Source organism: Rhodococcus sp. IEGM 27, assembly GCF_033142305.1.
Classification (GTDB): Bacteria; Actinomycetota; Actinomycetes; order Mycobacteriales; family Mycobacteriaceae; genus Rhodococcus_F; species Rhodococcus_F oxybenzonivorans.
This window is the reverse complement of sequence record NZ_JAWLSG010000003.1, coordinates 157,430-175,541: the sequence shown is the minus strand read 5'-3', so window position 1 is coordinate 175,541 and position 18,112 is coordinate 157,430. Positions and strand designations below refer to the sequence as shown.

At 66.6% G+C, this 18,112-nt stretch carries 15 protein-coding genes; 6 read left to right on the top strand and 9 right to left on the bottom strand.

Annotation, left to right across the window (positions count from 1 at the left end; translation table 11 throughout):
- Window positions 1-102: 102 nt before the first annotated feature.
- Complete coding sequence (locus tag R4P95_RS11715) at window positions 103-657, bottom strand: lipoprotein LpqH (protein ID WP_213575683.1); 555 nt, start codon at window positions 655-657, stop codon at window positions 103-105.
- A 208-nt stretch (window positions 658-865) separates the two neighbouring features.
- On the opposite strand from R4P95_RS11715, the gene R4P95_RS11710 reads away from it, so the two are divergent.
- The 6 genes from R4P95_RS11710 (at window position 866) to R4P95_RS11685 (ending at window position 6,948) form a co-directional block, all read left to right on the top strand.
- The gene (locus tag R4P95_RS11710; protein ID WP_317744630.1) at window positions 866-2,197 is read left to right on the top strand and encodes a hypothetical protein; all 1,332 of its coding nucleotides are present in this window, start codon (window positions 866-868) and stop codon (window positions 2,195-2,197) included.
- The gene (locus R4P95_RS11705; RefSeq protein WP_317744474.1) at window positions 2,197-3,267 is read left to right on the top strand and encodes a hypothetical protein; all 1,071 of its coding nucleotides are present in this window, start codon (window positions 2,197-2,199) and stop codon (window positions 3,265-3,267) included. The genes R4P95_RS11710 and R4P95_RS11705 overlap by 1 nt, the downstream gene beginning before the upstream one ends.
- A 1-nt stretch (window position 3,268) precedes the next feature.
- Window positions 3,269-4,786, top strand: a complete 1,518-nt coding sequence (locus R4P95_RS11700) for a tetratricopeptide repeat protein (protein WP_317744475.1) — start codon at window positions 3,269-3,271, stop codon at window positions 4,784-4,786.
- Window positions 4,768-6,066 carry a CHAT domain-containing protein gene (locus tag R4P95_RS11695; RefSeq protein WP_317744477.1) on the top strand — a complete coding sequence of 433 codons (1,299 nt, stop codon included), beginning with the start codon at window positions 4,768-4,770 and terminating at the stop codon, window positions 6,064-6,066. The genes R4P95_RS11700 and R4P95_RS11695 overlap by 19 nt, the downstream gene beginning before the upstream one ends.
- A gap of 119 nt (window positions 6,067-6,185) precedes the next feature.
- Window positions 6,186-6,596, top strand: a complete 411-nt coding sequence (locus R4P95_RS11690) for a VOC family protein (RefSeq protein WP_109334474.1) — start codon at window positions 6,186-6,188, stop codon at window positions 6,594-6,596.
- Between the two features lie 148 nt (window positions 6,597-6,744).
- On the top strand, window positions 6,745-6,948 hold the full coding sequence (locus R4P95_RS11685; protein ID WP_109334475.1) for a cold-shock protein: 204 nt from the start codon (window positions 6,745-6,747) through the stop codon (window positions 6,946-6,948).
- Between the two features lie 331 nt (window positions 6,949-7,279).
- Here R4P95_RS11685 and nuoN read toward each other — a convergent pair whose 3' ends face one another.
- Genes nuoN through R4P95_RS11645 form a run of 8 tightly spaced genes read right to left on the bottom strand, consistent with a single transcriptional unit; the run spans window position 7,280 to window position 18,112 of the window.
- The gene (gene nuoN, locus R4P95_RS11680; protein ID WP_317744478.1) at window positions 7,280-8,926 is read right to left on the bottom strand and encodes an NADH-quinone oxidoreductase subunit NuoN; all 1,647 of its coding nucleotides are present in this window, start codon (window positions 8,924-8,926) and stop codon (window positions 7,280-7,282) included.
- A complete protein-coding gene (locus R4P95_RS11675; protein WP_317744479.1) occupies window positions 8,923-10,524 on the bottom strand; it encodes an NADH-quinone oxidoreductase subunit M in 1,602 nt (533 codons plus the stop codon). Before R4P95_RS11675 ends, nuoN begins: the two co-directional genes overlap by 4 nt.
- Window positions 10,521-12,515 (bottom strand): NADH-quinone oxidoreductase subunit L, encoded by a 1,995-nt coding sequence (nuoL, locus tag R4P95_RS11670; protein ID WP_213575612.1) that lies wholly within the window; start codon window positions 12,513-12,515, stop codon window positions 10,521-10,523. Before nuoL ends, R4P95_RS11675 begins: the two co-directional genes overlap by 4 nt.
- Window position 12,516: 1 nt before the next feature.
- Window positions 12,517-12,816 (bottom strand): NADH-quinone oxidoreductase subunit NuoK, encoded by a 300-nt coding sequence (gene nuoK, locus R4P95_RS11665; RefSeq protein WP_109334483.1) that lies wholly within the window; start codon window positions 12,814-12,816, stop codon window positions 12,517-12,519.
- Window positions 12,813-13,697 carry an NADH-quinone oxidoreductase subunit J gene (locus R4P95_RS11660; protein WP_213575611.1) on the bottom strand — a complete coding sequence of 295 codons (885 nt, stop codon included), beginning with the start codon at window positions 13,695-13,697 and terminating at the stop codon, window positions 12,813-12,815. The genes nuoK and R4P95_RS11660 overlap by 4 nt, the downstream gene beginning before the upstream one ends.
- Complete coding sequence (gene nuoI / locus R4P95_RS11655; RefSeq protein ID WP_317744481.1) at window positions 13,691-14,290, bottom strand: NADH-quinone oxidoreductase subunit NuoI; 600 nt, start codon at window positions 14,288-14,290, stop codon at window positions 13,691-13,693. The genes R4P95_RS11660 and nuoI overlap by 7 nt, the downstream gene beginning before the upstream one ends.
- Entirely contained in the window at window positions 14,283-15,626 is a 1,344-nt protein-coding gene (gene nuoH / locus R4P95_RS11650; protein ID WP_397517691.1) for an NADH-quinone oxidoreductase subunit NuoH, read from the bottom strand. The genes nuoI and nuoH overlap by 8 nt, the downstream gene beginning before the upstream one ends.
- Window positions 15,627-15,631: 5 nt before the next feature.
- Window positions 15,632-18,112: an NADH-quinone oxidoreductase subunit G gene (locus R4P95_RS11645; protein WP_397517692.1), complete on the bottom strand. Its 2,481-nt coding sequence runs from the start codon at window positions 18,110-18,112 to the stop codon at window positions 15,632-15,634.

Here is an 18,112-nt window from a genome sequence, read left to right as displayed (position 1 = left end):
GATATGTGTGGGTGGTGAGGGCAGTGCCCCGGCGCGCGCGAATCACGCTGCAGCAGAGTCTGTCCGAGACTCGCGCGCGCCGTGGCGATACTGGTGTGGGGCTCAGCCGCCGACGATGGTGGAGCACGCGAAGGTGAGGTCGAACTTCGCCGTGGTCGGCGCGGTCGGATTGCTCATGTCGGGAGCGCCGACGCCTTCCCCCGTCACCTTGTACACGTCACCGTCCTTCACGACCGTCGCGGTGCCGCCGGGCATTCCCTGGCCGAATCCGAGGGCGTAGGGCAGCCCGTTGGACCCGCCCTTGCTGCCGGCGATTCCGACGGCCTGCACGGTGTCGGTGCCGGTGATGGTCGCGCTCACGGCCAGGTCCCCGTACGTGGCATTGCCGGTGTCGGCGAGAGCCAGCGCCAGGGTGTCACCCTGCTTGGCGCAGGTGGCGTCGAACGTGGCGTCCAACGCCTTCCCGTCGATGACGGCCGCTGACGCACCGGCCGGGCTCGCGGCGTTCGACTTCTCCGAGGCGACCGTGGGGGCGTCGGAGCTGTCATTGGACCCTTCGCTGTCACTGCAACCCGAGAGCAGCAGGGCTGCAGCCGCAATCGCGACGATGCCTGCGGTGTATGCGCGCTTCGGCTGAGTCCGAATGATCTTGTTCATGATCCGTCCTTCACGTGTCGTGAGGGGCGCTCGGCGCCCGTCTCCGATCTCTTCGGCCCGCGGTGTGGGGCCGATGGCTGAAAGGTATGGACGGCCCGCGCCCTACCGATCCCAGATTTCTGCCGACCTGCGCCGAGCGCACCTGCGGTAGCCTGCTCGAATGCGGACGGAAGCGAGGGGGGCGACGGCTACTCGGCGACCCCGCGCCATGGTCCTGGACGAGGTGTGGCGGGAACTGGACGGCGTCGAACCGCTCAGCGGCCCGGACGGCGGGCCGCTCAGCCGCACAGTCAAACTGATCCTCGATCCGCTGGTGATTCGCCCGGTGCAGAACCCGGCGTGCGCCGGTCCGGTCGTCTCCTCCGACGGCGCGGGGCTTCTGGCGACACGCCTGCACGCCTCCGCTGATCTGCTGCGTGCCACGGCAGCATGGTTCACGCTGCTCAAGCGGGTCCGCCGTGCACTACGGATCACCGAGGGCAATCCGCAGGACCTGTACTTTCAGCGCTGTTTCGAGCTGGCCACCACGGCCGGCTCGCCGGACCCTGACCGCGGCGAGTCGATCGCGGCAGACACCCTGCGCGACGTGCACGAATACTCGGCCGGACGCACCACCCAGGCGTTGAAAGCCCATATCACCGACCCATCGCAGGCCCGGCAACTCACGGCACTCATCGATCTCGCCTGGGGCCGACGACCGCTCTCGCGTGTCGCTCTCGAGGACGGCACCTCGAAGATCGAGGCACTTCTCGATGCCTGCCCCGGTGCACGGCTCGATGAATCGGACGACTCCGGCCAGTGCGTGTTCGACGGGTTGGTCTCCGGTTCCGCCGGAACCCACTTCGGAATTGCGCTGTGGACACACGCCGCTGCGTACACGGCTCACGAGCTGGGATTGACAACACATCCGGTGCCTGGGGCGCCCGTCCTGGGAATGTCTGCGTCCACCGCGGCCCTGGGACTTCCCTTCGACCGCACCGTCCACGAACGTGTTTTCACCGTGCTGCGCGCCTCGAGTGAGCGAGCCGACCTTCCGCCCGTCGCCGAGTTGGTCACGACGGAGATCGCGCGGAGTTGCTCGCCGTGGGCCCTGCTCGACGAGTCGCTGCGGGTGGTTGCGACCGCGGGGGCCACGCTGGCCGTAGATTTACGGCCAATCGGGGCCGGTGATCGTGATCCTGCCGCCGACACGGCCTCGAGCCGGGTGATCAACGGCCGCTGGCAGCGCGAGGCGTATGTACTGCAGGCTCGCCGGCTCGCGCTGAGCACCGCCGACCGGTCTCTGCCCGACACCAATCCGCTTGCCGCTATCGCCGCCGAACTCCGGAAGCCGGGGCAGCCGTACCTGCGGCGCCTGTGGGTGCGCTTGCACGGCCGCGACGCCCGGGAGTCGTCGGTGCACGCACTCGACGAGGTGTGGGACCTCCTCGACGGCGTCGCCCGATCGGTCATTCTCGACCACCGGATGCGCGTCAAACAGGCACTGAGCGTGCTGCCGCTCGCCGACTCCGCCGATTCGTCCCGATCGCGGGCAAGCTGATGCCCGACTCGGTGACGGTGCGGGCGGTAGCCGGAGGCCTCTGGGTGATCACTCCTGGCGACGCCCCCAGTGTTCTGGACGACGACCCGGGTATCGACGTTGCCGTCCTGGAGGTCGCCGGTGGTCATCTCAGCTGGAGTGTGCTCACCGAGCCCGCCCCGCCCACCGCCGTGATCGACGACGTCACCTCCGCACAGGACTGGGTGTGGGCGCTGTACGGCGAGGCAGTCGCCCTGGCGCTGGCCGAGCCCGCAGTCGCCTTGGCGCCGGCCGACCCCGGTGGGTCTGTGCACGAGGTCGAATACAGGCCGGCACGCCCGCGCCTGGCCGCGAATGTTCGGCGACTCGCCTTCGCGCTGTGGGCTGCACGCTGGTGGCCGGCCTCGACGATCGATGCCATACCGGCCCTCGACCACGCCCTGCTGGACCGCGACATCGCCGGACTTGTCGACGACTGCGAGTCGGTGGTCGCCGGCGCCGACGCAGTCCTCATGGCCGTGCCACCGCGGCCGGCAGGAAACGCGGCGCGCGCGGGGGATTACGCACTCGCGGCCGGCACTGCCACGGCGGTCCGGGCCGGCACCCTCGTCCTGGCGCGGGGGTCCGGCGGAACCGATTGGCGCCGTTGCCCTCCCGGCCTGGTCGACGCATCCGAGCGGGCAGTGTCCTGGGAGGTGCAGCGGGTCGCCGGAAACACCACCGTGCGCGTGGCTGTGGTGGGAGCGCCGAATCTGTCCGGGGCCGTGCCCGCACACCTACGGCCAAGCGCGACCGTGGCCGGCGCCGATCCTTTCCGCACCGCCGACGTCGAATTACACCTGATCGGCGACACCTGGGTCGGCGACACCGATGCCCCACCGGGATCGGAACTAGGGGTCACCGTGAACGTCTACCTGCCTGGCTTCGGCGGCAACCTCCACCCGGCACCCGGCGGGCGCGACGTCCGCGATCGAATCCGCGACCTCGCGCGACAGCGACTCCAGCGCGCCGCGGCACCGGAGTCGGACGACGACAGCGACGTGCCCCTGCTCGCCGAGATCGACGCCGCCGCCTCGGAAGCGGATTTTTGACATGACGGATTCCTTGTCACCGGACGAAGCCCGTGAACTGCTTGCCGTAGGCGGCGCCGCCTACGGCCGCGGTGATCTCACTGCAGCGCTGGCGACCTTCGAGCAGGTTGCGCGCAGCGCCACCGGCGATCTACGGATCAGCGCAATGATCAACGCCGCGAGCATGTCAGACGAGTTGGGTGACCACGCCGCGGCCGTCGACCGCTATCACGAGGCCCTCTCGGCCATGCCGGCCGACGCCCGCAGGATCCGGCCCGCCGCGTTGATCAATCTGTCCCAGGCTCTCCAGCACGTGGGCGACCTCGACGGTGCGCAGACGGCACTCGAGCAGGCGCGCTCCATGCTCACGGACGGCGCCGACGACCTCGAGGACCTCCGCGTCCCGTGCCTGTTGTCGTTGACAGCCGTTGCCATCCACCGTCAGCAATGGGCCTACGCGGCCGACCTGGCACACGAGTCACTGGAAGCCGCAGTACGTTCCGCGCCGAATCACGCTGGTCACCCGTTGATGAATCTGGCGGCCGTCCATTTCGAGACCGGACGCTTCGACCTCGCCGACGACTTCGCCGGCCAGGCGCTGGCCGCCTTCGACGAGGCCGGTGACAGCAACGCCTTCGCCGAAACGCAGCAGAATCTGGGGATCATGCGGGCCCGGTCGGGGCGTCACGAGGATGCCGAGCCACTGCTGCTGGAAAGCCAGAGGTACTTCGAGCAGGCCGGTGTCGGACATCGGGTGGGGATCGGGCTGAAGGTGCTGGCGTTTGTGGCGGAGCGACGCGAGCAGACAGAACGTGCGAGCGCGCTCTACCGGCGCAGCGTCGAACACTTTTCGGAGTCCGGGGCCGTACTCGATGTCGCGGACGTCAACACTCGCCTGGCGACACTGGCTTTCAGCGCCGGCCGGCGAGACGAGGGTGAGGCCCTGTTGGCTTCCGCTGTCGAAACGTATGCCGAACTGGGCCTCGGATTGCAGTGCGCACAGGTCGACGTCTGGCACGCGACGCTGTTGGAAGCGGCGCTGAACGTCGACCCCGACGGGGCGCTGCACAAACGAGCCGTCGACCTCGCGGTGCCCGCGGCCCTCACCATCGACGCCGTCCGCTACTCCCTCCCCACCGGGTTTCAGCGCGAGCAGTGGAACCGGCACGTCGCGGACCCGGCCATGGCGTTGGCATTCCGCCTCTCCTACAGTTGCGGTGACGCCCTTCTCGTCGGTGATCTCATCGAGGCGCACTGCGCGGGAACAGCACTCGACATCAGCCGCTCCACCGGCAGCGCGGCGCCGACGTTGCCACTCGTGATGCCCGACCTTCCTGACCGCACTCCCGACGTGTCGGCCGCACTCCACCTCGGTGCTGCGTTGGCCGGGGTCGCCGCGGGTGCCGGCCTTCCTGTTCCGCTGCCACCGCACCTCACGATGTCAGTCGGTGGCCGTGTTGCGCTCGAGCCGTACATCGCGGAGGCCGAGAAGCGGTACGGGCGGCCGATTCGCGACAGCCGATGGGTTCCGGCGTGGTGACGTCGGGGCGTCCCACCGTCTTCGTGCGGATGGCTGATGCGGGAGACCTGTTTACATCGTGGCGGTGGTCGAGCGACAGCTATCCCGGTGGAGTCTCGGTCGTCACCGCGACACAAGTGGACGCGACTCTCGCCGCACTGACACCCGCGTTGCCCGATGCTGCTGATCCGAAGAGCCTCGAACACGTTCTGACGGCTGGCGCACTCTCCACGTACGACGCGGAGCATGCACTGGCGCAGCATCTTTCGCGAACATTTCTCCCGTTCGGTCTCGCCGCGCAGCTGTACGAGTTGTACACCCGCGGGGTACGGCCTCACATCCGGATCCAGCCGTCACCTCGCGTCGCGCAGGTACCGTGGGAACTGATCGCGCCGGACGCCCACCTGCGCCTGATCGATATCGCCGACGTCAGCCTGCTCGCACCACTGAGTATCGTCCACGCCCCCGGGCGCGTCCCGCGCTCTTGGCTCGACACGCGCGAGCTGCCCGTCGTCGCCGTCCTCGATCCACGGGTGCCAGGATATCGCGCGGATTCCGTACTCGGCTCGGTGCTGGGCCGGATGTCCGGTGACGCTCCCCTGTCCCGCCAGGTCGGCGCCTACGCGGAGCAGAACAGACTTCTACCGAAAGTGACCGGCCCCGTCGACCTGTTCCGCCGGGAGGACGTAGACCGGGATTGGCTGGGCGATGCGCTCCGGGGCGGTGCCAGCCGCCTGATCTACGTCGGCCATGTGACCGCAGCAGCGCCCGAGTCCGGCCAGAGTGAGCACGCCGAACTGCATCTGTCGTGCCGGGCGGAAACCATCGGGTTCGCGGAGGCGATGCGGGCACACCGACCGCTGTCGGCGAAGGATCTACTTCTGGGAACCCACACCCTGACCGACGATCCTGTGGCGGGACTCGAGCTGTGGCCCATCCCGAGCAGGGTCGCCCTGATCGCTTGTGAGAGCGGCGGTGACCTCCGCTTCGGTGAGGCGCTGGGCCTGGTCTCGGCGATGATCAGCGGCGGTGCCGAACTGGTCACCGCCACTCGATGGGCTTTGCCCACCGACCTCGCCTTCGAACGCCTGGCCGGCGCAGATCCTCGAGAGCGCCCCCTGGAGTCGGCCATGTGTTCCGTCGATTCCGCGCACGAGGAACCGGACGCGGTGCGAGCGCTCTGCGACTGGCAGCGGGAGCGGTCGGCGGCGTGGCGAGAAGAGCGGGCCATCGTCGACTCACCGGTGCTGTGGGGAGCGTTCGCGACGGTGTTCACCGAAACCGACCCAGTGCTGCCCTGATCGGTATAGCCCTGATCCGGTGCTGCACGGATCCGGGGTCGAGTGACTGCTCTTCGCTGTACCGTCGGTGTGTCGGATCGCCACGAGAAACAATTTCTGCACAAAGAAGGAGCTTCGCCATGGCCTCACGTCTCAACCCGTACATCAGCTTCGGCGGCAACGCACGAGAGGCGATGGAGTTCTACAAGGAGGTGTTCGGCGGTTCACTGTCGATCAACACCTTCGGAGAATTCGGTGCGCCCGACACCGAAAGCAGCGACAAGATCATGCACTCGCTGCTCGAAGCCGACAACGGATTCGTGCTGATGGGCGCCGACACCCCTCCCGGGATGCCGCACAATCCCGGTGACAACATCGCGGTGAGTCTTTCCGGCGACGACGCCGACGAACTGCGCGGCTACTGGACAAAGCTGTCGGAGAACGGCACGGTATCCGTCCCCCTCGAGAAGCAGATGTGGGGCGACGAGTTCGGCGCCTGCGTAGACCGGTTCGGCATCTCCTGGATGGTGAACATCACGCAGCCGCAGTGATGCGGAGGTGCGCAACCGTGGATTTTTTCCCCGCCGGGAAACCGAACGTCCGCAAATGCACTCGTTCCGCGCCGGAGGATGGCAGTATGGGTGGTACGACCGGACCTCGATATGAGCGTTCGGCGGACAGTTGCAGGGAGTTAAAGGTATGGCGCAGGGTGTTGTGAAGTGGTTCAACAGCGAAAAGGGATTCGGGTTCATCGCACCGGATGACGGCAGCGCCGACCTTTTCGTTCACTACTCGGAGATCTCGGGCAGCGGCTACAAGTCGCTCGACGAGAACCAGCGTGTGGAGTTCGAGGTCGGCCAGGGACAGAAGGGCCCGCAAGCCCAGAACGTGCATCCCGTCTAAGGATCCAGACGTAACGCAAGGCCGCATCCGATCGTTTCGGGTGCGGCCTTCGCACGTTACGGCGAGGCCTCGAGACGCCTCCTTCCCGGTGCAGTGTGGGGTACCGAATCGTGATGCAGTGCACTCGTATGCCAGGCGGCAAGTGGGTACTCAGCCAGTGGTCGTCGCACGACCACGAACGAACGGGCTCCCATGGAGGTGACAGCCGTGAACTTGTACTATCCGCTGGTCATTGTGCTGTACGTAGTGTCGGCCCTGTTGCAGGGCAATCTCGGAACCATTTTCTGAGCCCGACACACCCGACGTTCCCGGGGCGGATCGGTGGCCCGGCTCAGCGCACGAACACTGCCGCCTGCTCTGCGATATCGAGCGCCGTCTGCGGAAGAATGCCCAGCACGATGGTGACCACGACGGAGACGGTGACGGCGGCGGTGGTCAGCACGCTGGGGATCACCACGGTGGGCGCGTCGTCCCCCGGCTCCGAGAAGAACATCAGCACGATGACGCGCACGTAGAAGAACGCCGCGATGGCGCTGCTCACCACGCCGACGAGCACCAGCGGGGTGGCGCCGCCCTCGATCGCGGCCTGAAAGACCGCGAACTTGCCCACGAACCCACTGGTCAAGGGGATACCGGCGAAAGCGAGCAGGAACATCGCGAACACCACCCCGACGAGGGGTGAACGTCTACCCACTCCCGCCCAGCGCGACATCTCCGTGACCTCTCCGTCGGCGTCCCGGACGAGGGTGACCACCGCGAAGGCGCCCAGGGTGCTGAAACCGTAGGCGAGGAGGTAGAACATCGTCGACGACAACCCGGCGTCATTGGCGGCGATGAGACCCGTGAGGATGAAGCCGGCGTGCGTAATCGACGAGTACGCGAGCATGCGTTTCACGTCGGTCTGAGTCACCGCCAGGACGGCACCGACGACCATGGTGAGGATCGCGACCACCCACAGCATGGGCCGCCAGTCGTCGCGGAGACCGGGGAGTGCGACATAGAAAATGCGGAGCATCGCGCCGAAGGCCGCAATCTTGGTCGCAGCCGCCATGAACGCGGTGATCGAGGTAGGAGCACCCTGGTAAACGTCCGGTATCCACGAATGAAACGGCACCGCACCGATTTTGAACAACAAGCCGACGGCGAGCAGTCCGGTGCCGATCAGGGCCAGCCCCTCGTTACCGGAACGGTCGGCGACGGCATCGGCGATTCCCGCCAGTCGGACGGTCCCGGCGTAGCCGTAGAGCAGTGCCACTCCATAGAGAAAGAACGCCGAGGAGAAGGCGCCGAGGAGGAAATACTTGAGCGCGGCCTCCTGGGACAGCAGGCGACGGCGGCGGGCCAGTCCGCACAGCAGGTACAGCGGCAGCGACAGCACCTCCAGGGCGACGAACATGGTGAGAAGGTCGCCCGCGGCCGGAAAGAGCAGCATCCCGCCTATCGCGAGCAGCGTGAGGGGGAAGACCTCGGTCTGGGCGGCGCCCGCCTCCTCGGCCTCCCGTTCGGCAGCGCTCCCGGGAAGGGCCGCCGCTTGAGGGGCGAAGGCATCCGCCACCACGTCGTCGTCGGCAGTCGACCGGCCGGCACTCACCGCCACACCGGCCGACATCCGCATCCGGTCGAGACCTCGCTCGGCAATCAGCAGGATTGCCGGAATCGAGACCAGCAGAATGGTTCCCTGCAGAAACAGGGTGGGTCCGTCGATGATCACGGCGCCCATGACCGCGGAGCTCCGTGTTCCCGCGAGCAGGACGACAGCGACGAACGCCGCCGCGAGACCACCGAGGCTGAGAACGAGATGACTCGTGTACCGGGCCCGGCGCGGCAGGAAGGCCTCGACGAGCACGGCGGCCACTGCGACGCCGAACACGATGAGCATCGGGGAAAGCTGGCCGTACTCGATGTCCGGAGTGGGCAGCGCCGGGCTCTGGGCGAGGAAGGTGTCGGAACGCCCGACCCAATATGCACGAGCACTCATGGGTGAGTACCTCCGTCCGGTGCCTGCTCCGCTACGGAGCCGCTGCGGGGGTCGGTGGGAACAGTGGGCGCCGGGTCCTGCCGGTCGATCGTCGTGAGGATCTGACCGACGGCGGGGGTGATCACGTCCAGGGCGGGCTTGGGATACACACCGAGGATGATCAGGAGAGCGATGAGGGGTGCGACCACAGCGAGTTCACGGGGCACGAGGTCCGGAACCTTCTCGTTGTCCTCGGTGATCGGACCGGTCATCATCCGCTGGTACAGCCACAGCACGTAGACGGCGGAGAGGACGAGTGCACCGGCCGCGAATACGGCGGCAACCTGGTAGCGCGGGTACGTGCCGACGAGGACGAGGAATTCACTGACGAACGGTGCCAGCCCGGGCAGGGACAGCGTCGCGAGGCCGGCGACGAGGAAGGTACCGGCCAGAACGGGTGCCACCTTCTGCACGCCGCCGTAGGCGTCGATGAGGCGCGTGCCGCGGCGGGAGATCAGGAATCCGGCGATGAGGAACAATGCGGCAGTAGAGATTCCGTGGTTGACCATGTACAGCGTCGAGCCTGCCTGGCCCTGACTGGTCATGGCGAAGATGCCGAGGATGATGAACCCGAAATGCGAGATCGACGTGTACGCGATCAGTCGCATCATGTCGGTCTGGCCGATGGCCAGCACCGCACCGTAGAGGATCCCGATGACCGCCAGCGTGGCGATCAGTGGCGCGAACGTCGCGGACGCCTCGGGGAAGAGTTGGAGGCAGTACCGCAACATCGCGAAGGTGCCCACCTTGTCGACGACGGCCATCATCAGCACCGCGCTCGCCGGTGTCGCCTCCACAGCCGCGTCGGGGAGCCAGGAGTGGAACGGCCACAGCGGCGCCTTGACGGCGAAGGCGAACATGAACCCGAGGAACAGGGCATTGAGCACGGCGGGGTCGGCACCGAGTTCCCCCGCAGATGCGGCTGCCAGGACCTCTCTGAAGTCGAAAGTTCCGGTGCCCCCGTCGGCGGTCACGACATACAGGCCGATCACTGCGGCGAGCATGATCAGGCCACCGAACAGGTTGTACAACAGGAACTTCACCGCGGCATACGAGCGGCGTGCCCCGCCGAAGCCCCCGATGAGGAAGTACATCGGGATGAGCATCGCTTCGAAGAACACGTAGAAGAGCAGGATGTCGAGGGCGGTGAACGACACGAGCACCATCGCCTCGACCATCAGGATCAGCGCCACGTACGTATGGGCCACCCGCCGCTGCGTGTAGTCGGGGGCGTCGTGGCCGTCGTTCCAGCCCGCCAGGAGCAGCAGCGGTACCAGCACCGCGGTCAACAACACCAGCACAAGCGCGATGCCGTCCAGGCCCAGGGTGTATCCGGTACCGAATGCCGGTATCCACGAATGGGACTCGACGAACTGGTACTGCTCGCCGCCCGCATCGAATCCGGCCGCGAGCCCGCACGCGAGAATGAGAACGGCTACCGAAACACCCAGGGCAATCGACTTGGCGAGGTGCCGTCTGGGCGCAGGTATCGCCAGAACGACACCGGCGCCGACCATCGGGAGCAGCCACAGGACCGTCAGCCAGGGAAAGTTGTTCACCACAGCCTCACCAGCATCATCGTGGCGACCACAAGTGCCGCACCTGTGAACATTGACAGTGCGTACGACCGGACGAACCCGGTCTGCAGGCGCCTGATCAACCCCGACCCACCACTCACTGCGGCGGCGAAGCCGTTGACGACCCCGTCGACGCCCTTGTTGTCGAAGTACAGCAGTAGTCGGGTCAGGTGCTGGCCGGGGCGCATCACCATCGCCTCGTTGACCGTGTCACCGTAAAGATCGTTGCGTGCGGCGACGGTCAGCGGGGACACCGCCACCGGCGCGGTGTCGGGCACTTCCCTTGCGGCATATTGCCGATAGGCCGCGGCAACACCGGCGAGGACGACCACCAAGATGAGGACGGTCATCATCCACACCGGAATCGCCGCTTCCTCGTGGTGAGCGCCGACGACCGGCTCCAGCCAGTTCACCAACGACGACCCGATCGCCAGTGCCGCACCGGAACCGACCGAACCGACCGCGAGGACGATCATCGGAATCGTCATGACCCGGGGCGACTCGTGCGGATGTGCGTCGGCCGCCCAACGCCGATCCCCGAAGAACGTCAGGAGCATGACTCGGGTCATGTAGAAGGCAGTGATTCCGGCGCCGAGCAGTGCAGCGGTCCCGAGGATCACGCCCTTGACGCCCCCGGCAGCGAAGGCCACCTCGATGATCGGGTCCTTGGCGAAAAATCCGGCGAAAGGCGGAATTCCGATGATCGCCAGGTATCCGAGACCGAACGTTGCGAAGGTGATCGGCATGACGCTGCGGAGTCCTCCGTAGCGGCGCATATCGGTCTCGTCGTTCATGGCGTGCATCACCGATCCGGCTCCGAGGAACAGTCCGGCCTTGAAGAAGCCGTGGGCCAGCAGCAGCATGATCGCGAATGCGTACCCGGCCGGACCGAGTCCGGCGGCCAGCACCATGTATCCGATTTGACTCATGGTGGAGGCGGCCAGCGCCTTCTTGATGTCGTCCTTGGCGCATCCGATAATCGCCCCGAACAGCAGGGTGGCGGCTCCGACGGTGACGACGGCCAATTGAGCGGTGGGGGCCAGGTCGAAGATCGGCCCGGACCGGACGATGAGGTAGACACCGGCGGTGACCATGGTGGCAGCGTGGATGAGTGCCGACACGGGGGTGGGTCCCTCCATGGCGTCGCCGAGCCACGATTGCAGCGGCAGCTGCGCCGACTTGCCGCAGGCGGCGAGGAGAAGCGTCAATCCGATTGCTGTGGTGATGTTCTGACCCGCAGCCTCCGCGCCGCCGAAGACCCCGGCGAAGGAGATCGTGCCGAAGGTCGCGAACATGATCATCATCGCGACGGCCAACCCCATGTCGCCCACCCGGTTGACCACGAAAGCCTTCTTCGCGGCGGTCGCTGCCGTCGGCTTGTACTGCCAGAAGCCGATGAGCAGATAGGACGCGAGACCGACGCCCTCCCAGCCCACATACAGGCCGAGGTAATTGTCGGCGAGCACCAGCAGGAGCATCGCGGCGAGGAACAAATTGAGGTAGGCGAAGAACAGGCGTCTACCAGGCGCGGAGCCGGCGGAGTGCCCGAGGTGGTTGGGCGCGGAGCCGGCGGAGTGCCCGAGGTGGTTAGGCGCGGGGCCGGTGGTGCGGCCGGCGGGGTCGGGGCCGTGGGCCATGTATCCGATGGAATAGATATGGATCAGCGAACCGACGCCGGTGATCAGCAGCACGAAACAGATGGACAGCTGGTCGAGTTGGAGTCCGAAGTCCACTTGCAGGCCGGCCACGGGAACCCAGCTGAACAGGTTTTGGTGTACCGCACGATCGGCTTCGTCCGCGCCCAGCATGTCGACGAAGAGCGCAAGCCCCAGCACGAAGGCGGCCAGCGCGGTCCCGCACCCGAGCAGGTGTCCCCACCTGTTGCTGCGGCGGCCTGTCAAGAGCAAGACGGCAGCGCCGAAGAGCGGTAGTGCGGGCAGCAGCCAGACCAGAGACGCAATCCCCCCACTCATGTCAGTACCTCAGCAGGTTGGCGTCGTCGACCGAGGCCGATCGGCGCGAGCGGAAGATGGTCATGATGATCGCCAGTCCGACCACCACTTCGGCCGCTGCGACGACCATGGTGAAGAACGCGAAGACTTGCCCGTCGAGGTTGCCGTGCATCCGGGAGAAGGTGACGAAGGCCAGGTTGGTGGCGTTGAGCATCAACTCGATGCACATGAACACGACGATGGCGTTGCGACGGAGAAGCACCCCCGCCGCGCCGATCGTGAACAGCAGGGCGGACAGATACAGGTAGTTTTCCGGGTTCATCGTGTGCCCTCCTCACCGAACGCTGTGGACTGTGCCGGCGGGATCCCCTCGCCGTGGTTCTCTTCGGGCACGGCTCCGATGGGGTGACGTCCGCGCTGGTGAAGCACCCGGCTGACCGACAGAGGTGAATACGAACCGTCCGGCAGCAGGGCCGGCATGTCGACGGCGTTGTGCCGTGCGTAGACACCCGGACTCGGCAGGGGGGTGACGTGGGCGTCGGGGGTGTCGCCGACAGTCCGTTCCGCCCATCGACGAAATCGGTCCTGCGACAACTCGCGCTGCCCCTTACGGGTGTCGAACCGCTCGCGATGCGCCAGCACCATGGCGCCGATGGTTGCGGTGATCAGCAATGCACCGGTCAGTTCGAACGCCCATACGTACTGCAGGAAGATCAGCTCGGCGAGGCCCTCGACGTTCCCGCCGGCGTTGGCCTGCTCCAGATCGGTGAAGCCGGGCCCTTCGGCCGAGCGCGCCCACTGCGTCGACGCATTGCCGAGGCCGCCGATCAGGAGGAGTCCGAACCCGATTGCCGCTGCTATCGCGGCGGTCCGCTGGCCTCGTATCGTTTCGACCAGCGAGTCGGACGAGTCGACGCCCACGAGCATGAGCACGAAGAGGAACAGCATCATGACGGCGCCGGTGTAGACCACGACCTGCACGACCCCGAGGAACAATGCGCCCTGGGCGATGTAGAAGATGGCCAGGATGATCATCGTCATGGCTAGGAAGATGGCCGAGTACACCGCCTTCGGCGCAATGACCATTCCGACAGCACCGATGACCACCACCGCGCCGAGGATCCAGAATTGGACGGCCTCCCCCGTCGACGTCCGGGTGAGGGGCTCCGCGGCCAGGATGGCGGAAGACAGGGAAGTCACCACCGCGCCTCTTCTTTCCTGATCGTCTCGCTCACCTCGACCTGCTGTTCGTCGTCTTCGGCTTCCGCGGCAGGCGTGTCTGCGGACGCCGACGCCGTCACGGTGCCGCGGTAGTAATCCTCCGCGGTGGTGCCGGGAGCCATCGGGTGCGGCGGGGCCGTCATGTCCGGCTGGAGGGGCGCGAGTAGCCGGTCCTTGTCGTAGATGAGATCGGCCCGGTTGTCGTCGGCCATCTCGTATTCGTTGGTCATCGTCAACGCCCGTGTGGGGCATGCTTCGATGCAGAGCCCACAACCGATGCAGCGCAGGTAGTTGATCTGATATACCCGGCCGTACCGCTCACCCGGCGAATAACGCTCCGACTCCGTGTTGTCGGCACCCTCCACATAGATGGCGTCGGCGGGGCACGCCCAGGCGCACAGTTCGCACCCGATGCACTTCTCCAACCCGTCCGGGTGACGGTTGAGCTGGTGCCGGCCGTGGTAGCGGGGAGCGGTCGGGGTCTTCTCCTCCGGGTAGTACTCGGTATTCGGTTTCTTGAACATCGTCGAGAACGTCACTCCGAAACCGGCAATGGGGTCGAGGAACTTAGACATCGCTGTCCTCCCTGTTCATTCGAGCGGAGCCTGCGGAACGACCCACGGTGACGGGGGTGCGTGGGGGCACCGGTGAGCGCTGGCCGGGCAACGGCGGCACCGGGAAACCACCGGCCATGGGGTCGAACGAGCTGGCCGCAGGAACGTCTTCTCCGGCTCGGCGCGTCACATCGCGGTCGGGTACACGGGTTTGCCTGCGGCGGAGCCGATTCCACAACATGGCGAGTACCACCAGCCCGAGGATCACGCCGGCGGTGACGAGAGCGACCGGCCAAAAGTCGTACCCTTCGTTGCGGAAGGCCCGCACCGTCGCGACGATCATGATCCACACCAGCGACACCGGTATCAGTATCTTCCAGCCCATGTTCATGAACTGGTCGTAGCGCAGTCGCGGAAGCGTGCCCCTCAACCAGATGAACACGAACAGGAATCCCCAGACCTTCAGGGTGAACCACAGCACGGGCAGCCAGCCCGAATTGGCGCCGTCCCACATGTTGAAGGGCCACGGCGCATGCCAGCCACCGAGGAACAAGGTGGTGGCGAGCGCTGACACCGTCACCATGTTCACGTATTCGGCGAGCATGAACATGGCGAATTTCAGTGAGGAGTACTCCGTGTGGAATCCGCCGACGAGTTCGCCCTCGGCCTCGGGCAGGTCGAACGGGGCGCGGTTCGTCTCACCCACCATCGAGGTGACATAGATGAGAAACGAAGGGAGCAAGAGAAATACGTACCAGATGCGGTCTTGCGCTGCCACGATCCCCGACGTGGACATTGTGCCCGCATGCAGGAACACGGCGGCGAACGACAGCGCCATCGCGATCTCGTACGAGATCACTTGCGCGGTCGAGCGCAGCCCACCGAGCAGTGGGTACGTGGAGCCCGACGCCCACCCGGCCAAGACGATCCCGTAGACGCCGACCGAGGTGACCGCCAGGACGTAGAGGACGGCCACGGGGAGGTCGGTCAGCTGAAGTGCCGTGCGGTGGCCGAGGATCGAGACTTCCGGGCCGAACGGGATGACGGCGAAGGCCATGAACGCGGGCACCGCGGCGATGATCGGCGCAAGCAGATAAATAGGCTTGTCGACGCCTTTCGGGGTGATGCCCTCCTTCAGCGCCAGCTTGACCCCGTCGGCGAGGCTCTGCAGCATGCCGCCGGGTCCCACCCGATTGGGGCCGATCCGCATCTGCATCCGGGCCATGACCTTGCGCTCGGCGAGGATCGCGACCAGCGGAGTCAGGATGAGGAACACGAAGACGGCGAGGGCCTTCCCGAGGGTCAGCCACCACGGGTCGTGGCCGAACAACGTCGGGTCGGGATAGTCGAGCGACAGAACGGTCACGAGACCTCCTCGGGCGCATTCATCGGCGACGACCGGGTCGCCTCGGCACCGACGGCGTTCGCGACGCGGACGACGCTTCCCATCGGGGCTGCGAGTTGCCGGAAGACTGCGGATTCCGGCGAGTTGAGGGGAAGCCACACCACTCGATCGGGCAGATCCGTGACAACCAGCGGGAGGGTGACCGATCCCCGGTCGGTGCTCACGGTTACCGAGGAACCCTCGGCGGCACCGATTTCGGCGGCCGACGCGGCCGACAACCGGACAACCGGTGTTCGAGCGGTCCCGGCCAGATGGGGTTCCCCGTCCTGCAGACGTCCGGAATCGAGGAGCATCCGCCAACTCGCCAGAACCGCTTCACCGGGTCCGGCCTGGGGCGTCGCCCGCGGAGAATAGGCGGGCCCGGCCGGTCGTTCCCCGTCCCAGCGGTCGAGCCGCCCCAGTTCCGCGCGTGCCGCCGCAGCATCAGGCAGTCCGAGCCGGATGTTCATCTCGGAAGCGAGGGCATCGAGGACCCGTTGGTCGGGCATGGCCCCTGTCCCGCGCAGAGCCGCCTCGAACACGCGCGGCCTGCCCTCCCAGTCGAGGAAGGTGCCCGGTTTCTCCACCACTGGTGCCACGGGGAAGACCACGTCCGCCCGTTCGGTCACCTCGCTGCTGCGCAATTCCAGACTGACGACGAAGTCCGCCGCCTCGACGGCCGACAGGGCGGCCCGCGGATCGGGCAGATCGCTGACCTCTACCCCGGCGATCACCAGTGCACCGAGCGTGCCGGCTGCCGCCGCGGCCAGAATCTCTGCTGTTCCACGACCGGGAGTCGACGGCAGTTCGGGCACGTTCCACATTTCCGCCACCTGTCGACGGGACTCCGGATCGTCGAGAGGCCGACCCCCGGGCAGGAGTGTGGGCAGGACGCCTGCGTCGACCGCACCCCGTTCACCGGCCCGCCGCGGCACCCACGCCAGGCGAGCTCCCGTGGCATCGGCGAGGCGCGCGGCGGCGGAAAGCCCACCGGGAACGGTCGCCAGGCGCTCACCGACCAGGATGACCGCACCGGGTTGGCGCAACGCCGCCGCGAGTGCCGCGCCCTGTTCGTCGAGTCTCGTCTCCGGGTGGGAGACGAGCGCGTCGAGCAACGCCGCCTCCTCTCCCGGCACCGCACGCAGCAACCGGCCCGACATCTTCGTCAGACTGCGGGTGGTGAAGGGCGCAATCGAGTACACGCTGTGCCCGCTCCTGCGTACGGCCTTGCGGAGCCGCAAGAAGATGATGGGCGACTCCTCTTCGGGCTCGAACGCGACGAGCAGGACGGCCGGTGCTTTCTCCAGATCGTCGTAGGTCACTTCCAGTCCGCGGCCCGCGACCCGTGCCGCCAGGAACTCGGCCTCTTCTGCCGAATGCGCGCGGATCCTGAAGTCGATGTCATTCGAATCGAGTGCGACCCGCGCGAATTTCGCGTAGGCGTACGCGTCTTCTACCGTGGCTCGCCCGCCGACGAGAACCCCCGCATTTCCGCGCGCGGCCGCCAGCCCCCGGGCGGCGAAGGAAAGGGCTTCCGGCCACGAGGCCGGCACCAGAGCACCCGTGTCATCGCGAACCAATGGGGTAGTGAGACGGTCGCGCTCGGTGGCGTAGGTGAAGGCCCACCGCCCCTTGTCACAGTTCCATTCCTCGTTGACCTGCGGATCGTCACCGGCCAGCCGTCGTAGCACTTTGCCCCGGCGATGGTCGGTGCGCTGCGCGCAACCGCTCGAGCAGTGCTCGCAGACACTCGGGCTGGAGACGAGGTCGAACGGACGCGCCCGGAACCGGTATGCGGCACCCGTCAGCGCACCGACCGGACAAATCTGTACGGTGTTGCCGGAAAAATACGACTCGAACGGTTCCTTGGCATAGATGCCGACCTGCTGTAGCGCACCCCGCTCCTGAAGTTCGATGAACGGATCGCCGGCAACCTGTTGGGAGAAACGCGTGCACCGGGCGCAGAGCACGCACCGCTCCCGGTCCAGCAACACCTGCGAGGACAGCGGAATCGGCTTGGGAAAGGTGCGTTTGACTTCTTCGAAACGAGACTCCGTACGCCCGTTCGACATGGCCTGATTCTGCAGAGGACACTCGCCGCCCTTGTCGCAGACCGGGCAGTCGAGCGGATGGTTGATCAGCAACAACTCCATCACACCCTTCTGCGCCTTGTCTGCGGCAGCCGAGGTGAGCTGAGTGCGAACCACCATGCCGTCGGTGACGGTGGTCGTGCAGGAGGCCAACGGCTTCCGCTGCCCCTCCACGTCGACCAGACACTGACGGCAGGCGCCCACCGGATCGAGCAGCGGGTGATCACAAAATCGCGGAATCTGGATACCGGCCAGCTCGGCGGCACGAATTACCAACGTGCCCTTGGGAACGCTCAGATCGACACCGTCGATGACAAGGCTCACCTCGTTCACCGGGGGTGCGTCTTTGCTCGCTGCGCTCGCAGGCAC

What these genes read in the sequence shown, in the direction of transcription:
- R4P95_RS11715 (WP_213575683.1), bottom strand. Translation starts at nt 657, where the DNA reads ATGAACAAGATCATTCGGACTCAGCCGAAGCGCGCATACACCGCAGGC.
- R4P95_RS11710 (WP_317744630.1), top strand. Translation starts at nt 866, where the DNA reads ATGGTCCTGGACGAGGTGTGGCGGGAACTGGACGGCGTCGAACCGCTC.
- R4P95_RS11705 (WP_317744474.1), top strand. Translation starts at nt 2,197, where the DNA reads ATGCCCGACTCGGTGACGGTGCGGGCGGTAGCCGGAGGCCTCTGGGTG.
- R4P95_RS11700 (WP_317744475.1), top strand. Translation starts at nt 3,269, where the DNA reads ATGACGGATTCCTTGTCACCGGACGAAGCCCGTGAACTGCTTGCCGTA.
- R4P95_RS11695 (WP_317744477.1), top strand. Translation starts at nt 4,768, where the DNA reads ATGGGTTCCGGCGTGGTGACGTCGGGGCGTCCCACCGTCTTCGTGCGG.
- R4P95_RS11690 (WP_109334474.1), top strand. Translation starts at nt 6,186, where the DNA reads ATGGCCTCACGTCTCAACCCGTACATCAGCTTCGGCGGCAACGCACGA.
- R4P95_RS11685 (WP_109334475.1), top strand. Translation starts at nt 6,745, where the DNA reads ATGGCGCAGGGTGTTGTGAAGTGGTTCAACAGCGAAAAGGGATTCGGG.
- nuoN (WP_317744478.1), bottom strand. Translation starts at nt 8,926, where the DNA reads ATGAGTGCTCGTGCATATTGGGTCGGGCGTTCCGACACCTTCCTCGCC.
- nuoL (WP_213575612.1), bottom strand. Translation starts at nt 12,515, where the DNA reads ATGAGTGGGGGGATTGCGTCTCTGGTCTGGCTGCTGCCCGCACTACCG.
- nuoK (WP_109334483.1), bottom strand. Translation starts at nt 12,816, where the DNA reads ATGAACCCGGAAAACTACCTGTATCTGTCCGCCCTGCTGTTCACGATC.
- nuoI (WP_317744481.1), bottom strand. Translation starts at nt 14,290, where the DNA reads ATGTCTAAGTTCCTCGACCCCATTGCCGGTTTCGGAGTGACGTTCTCG.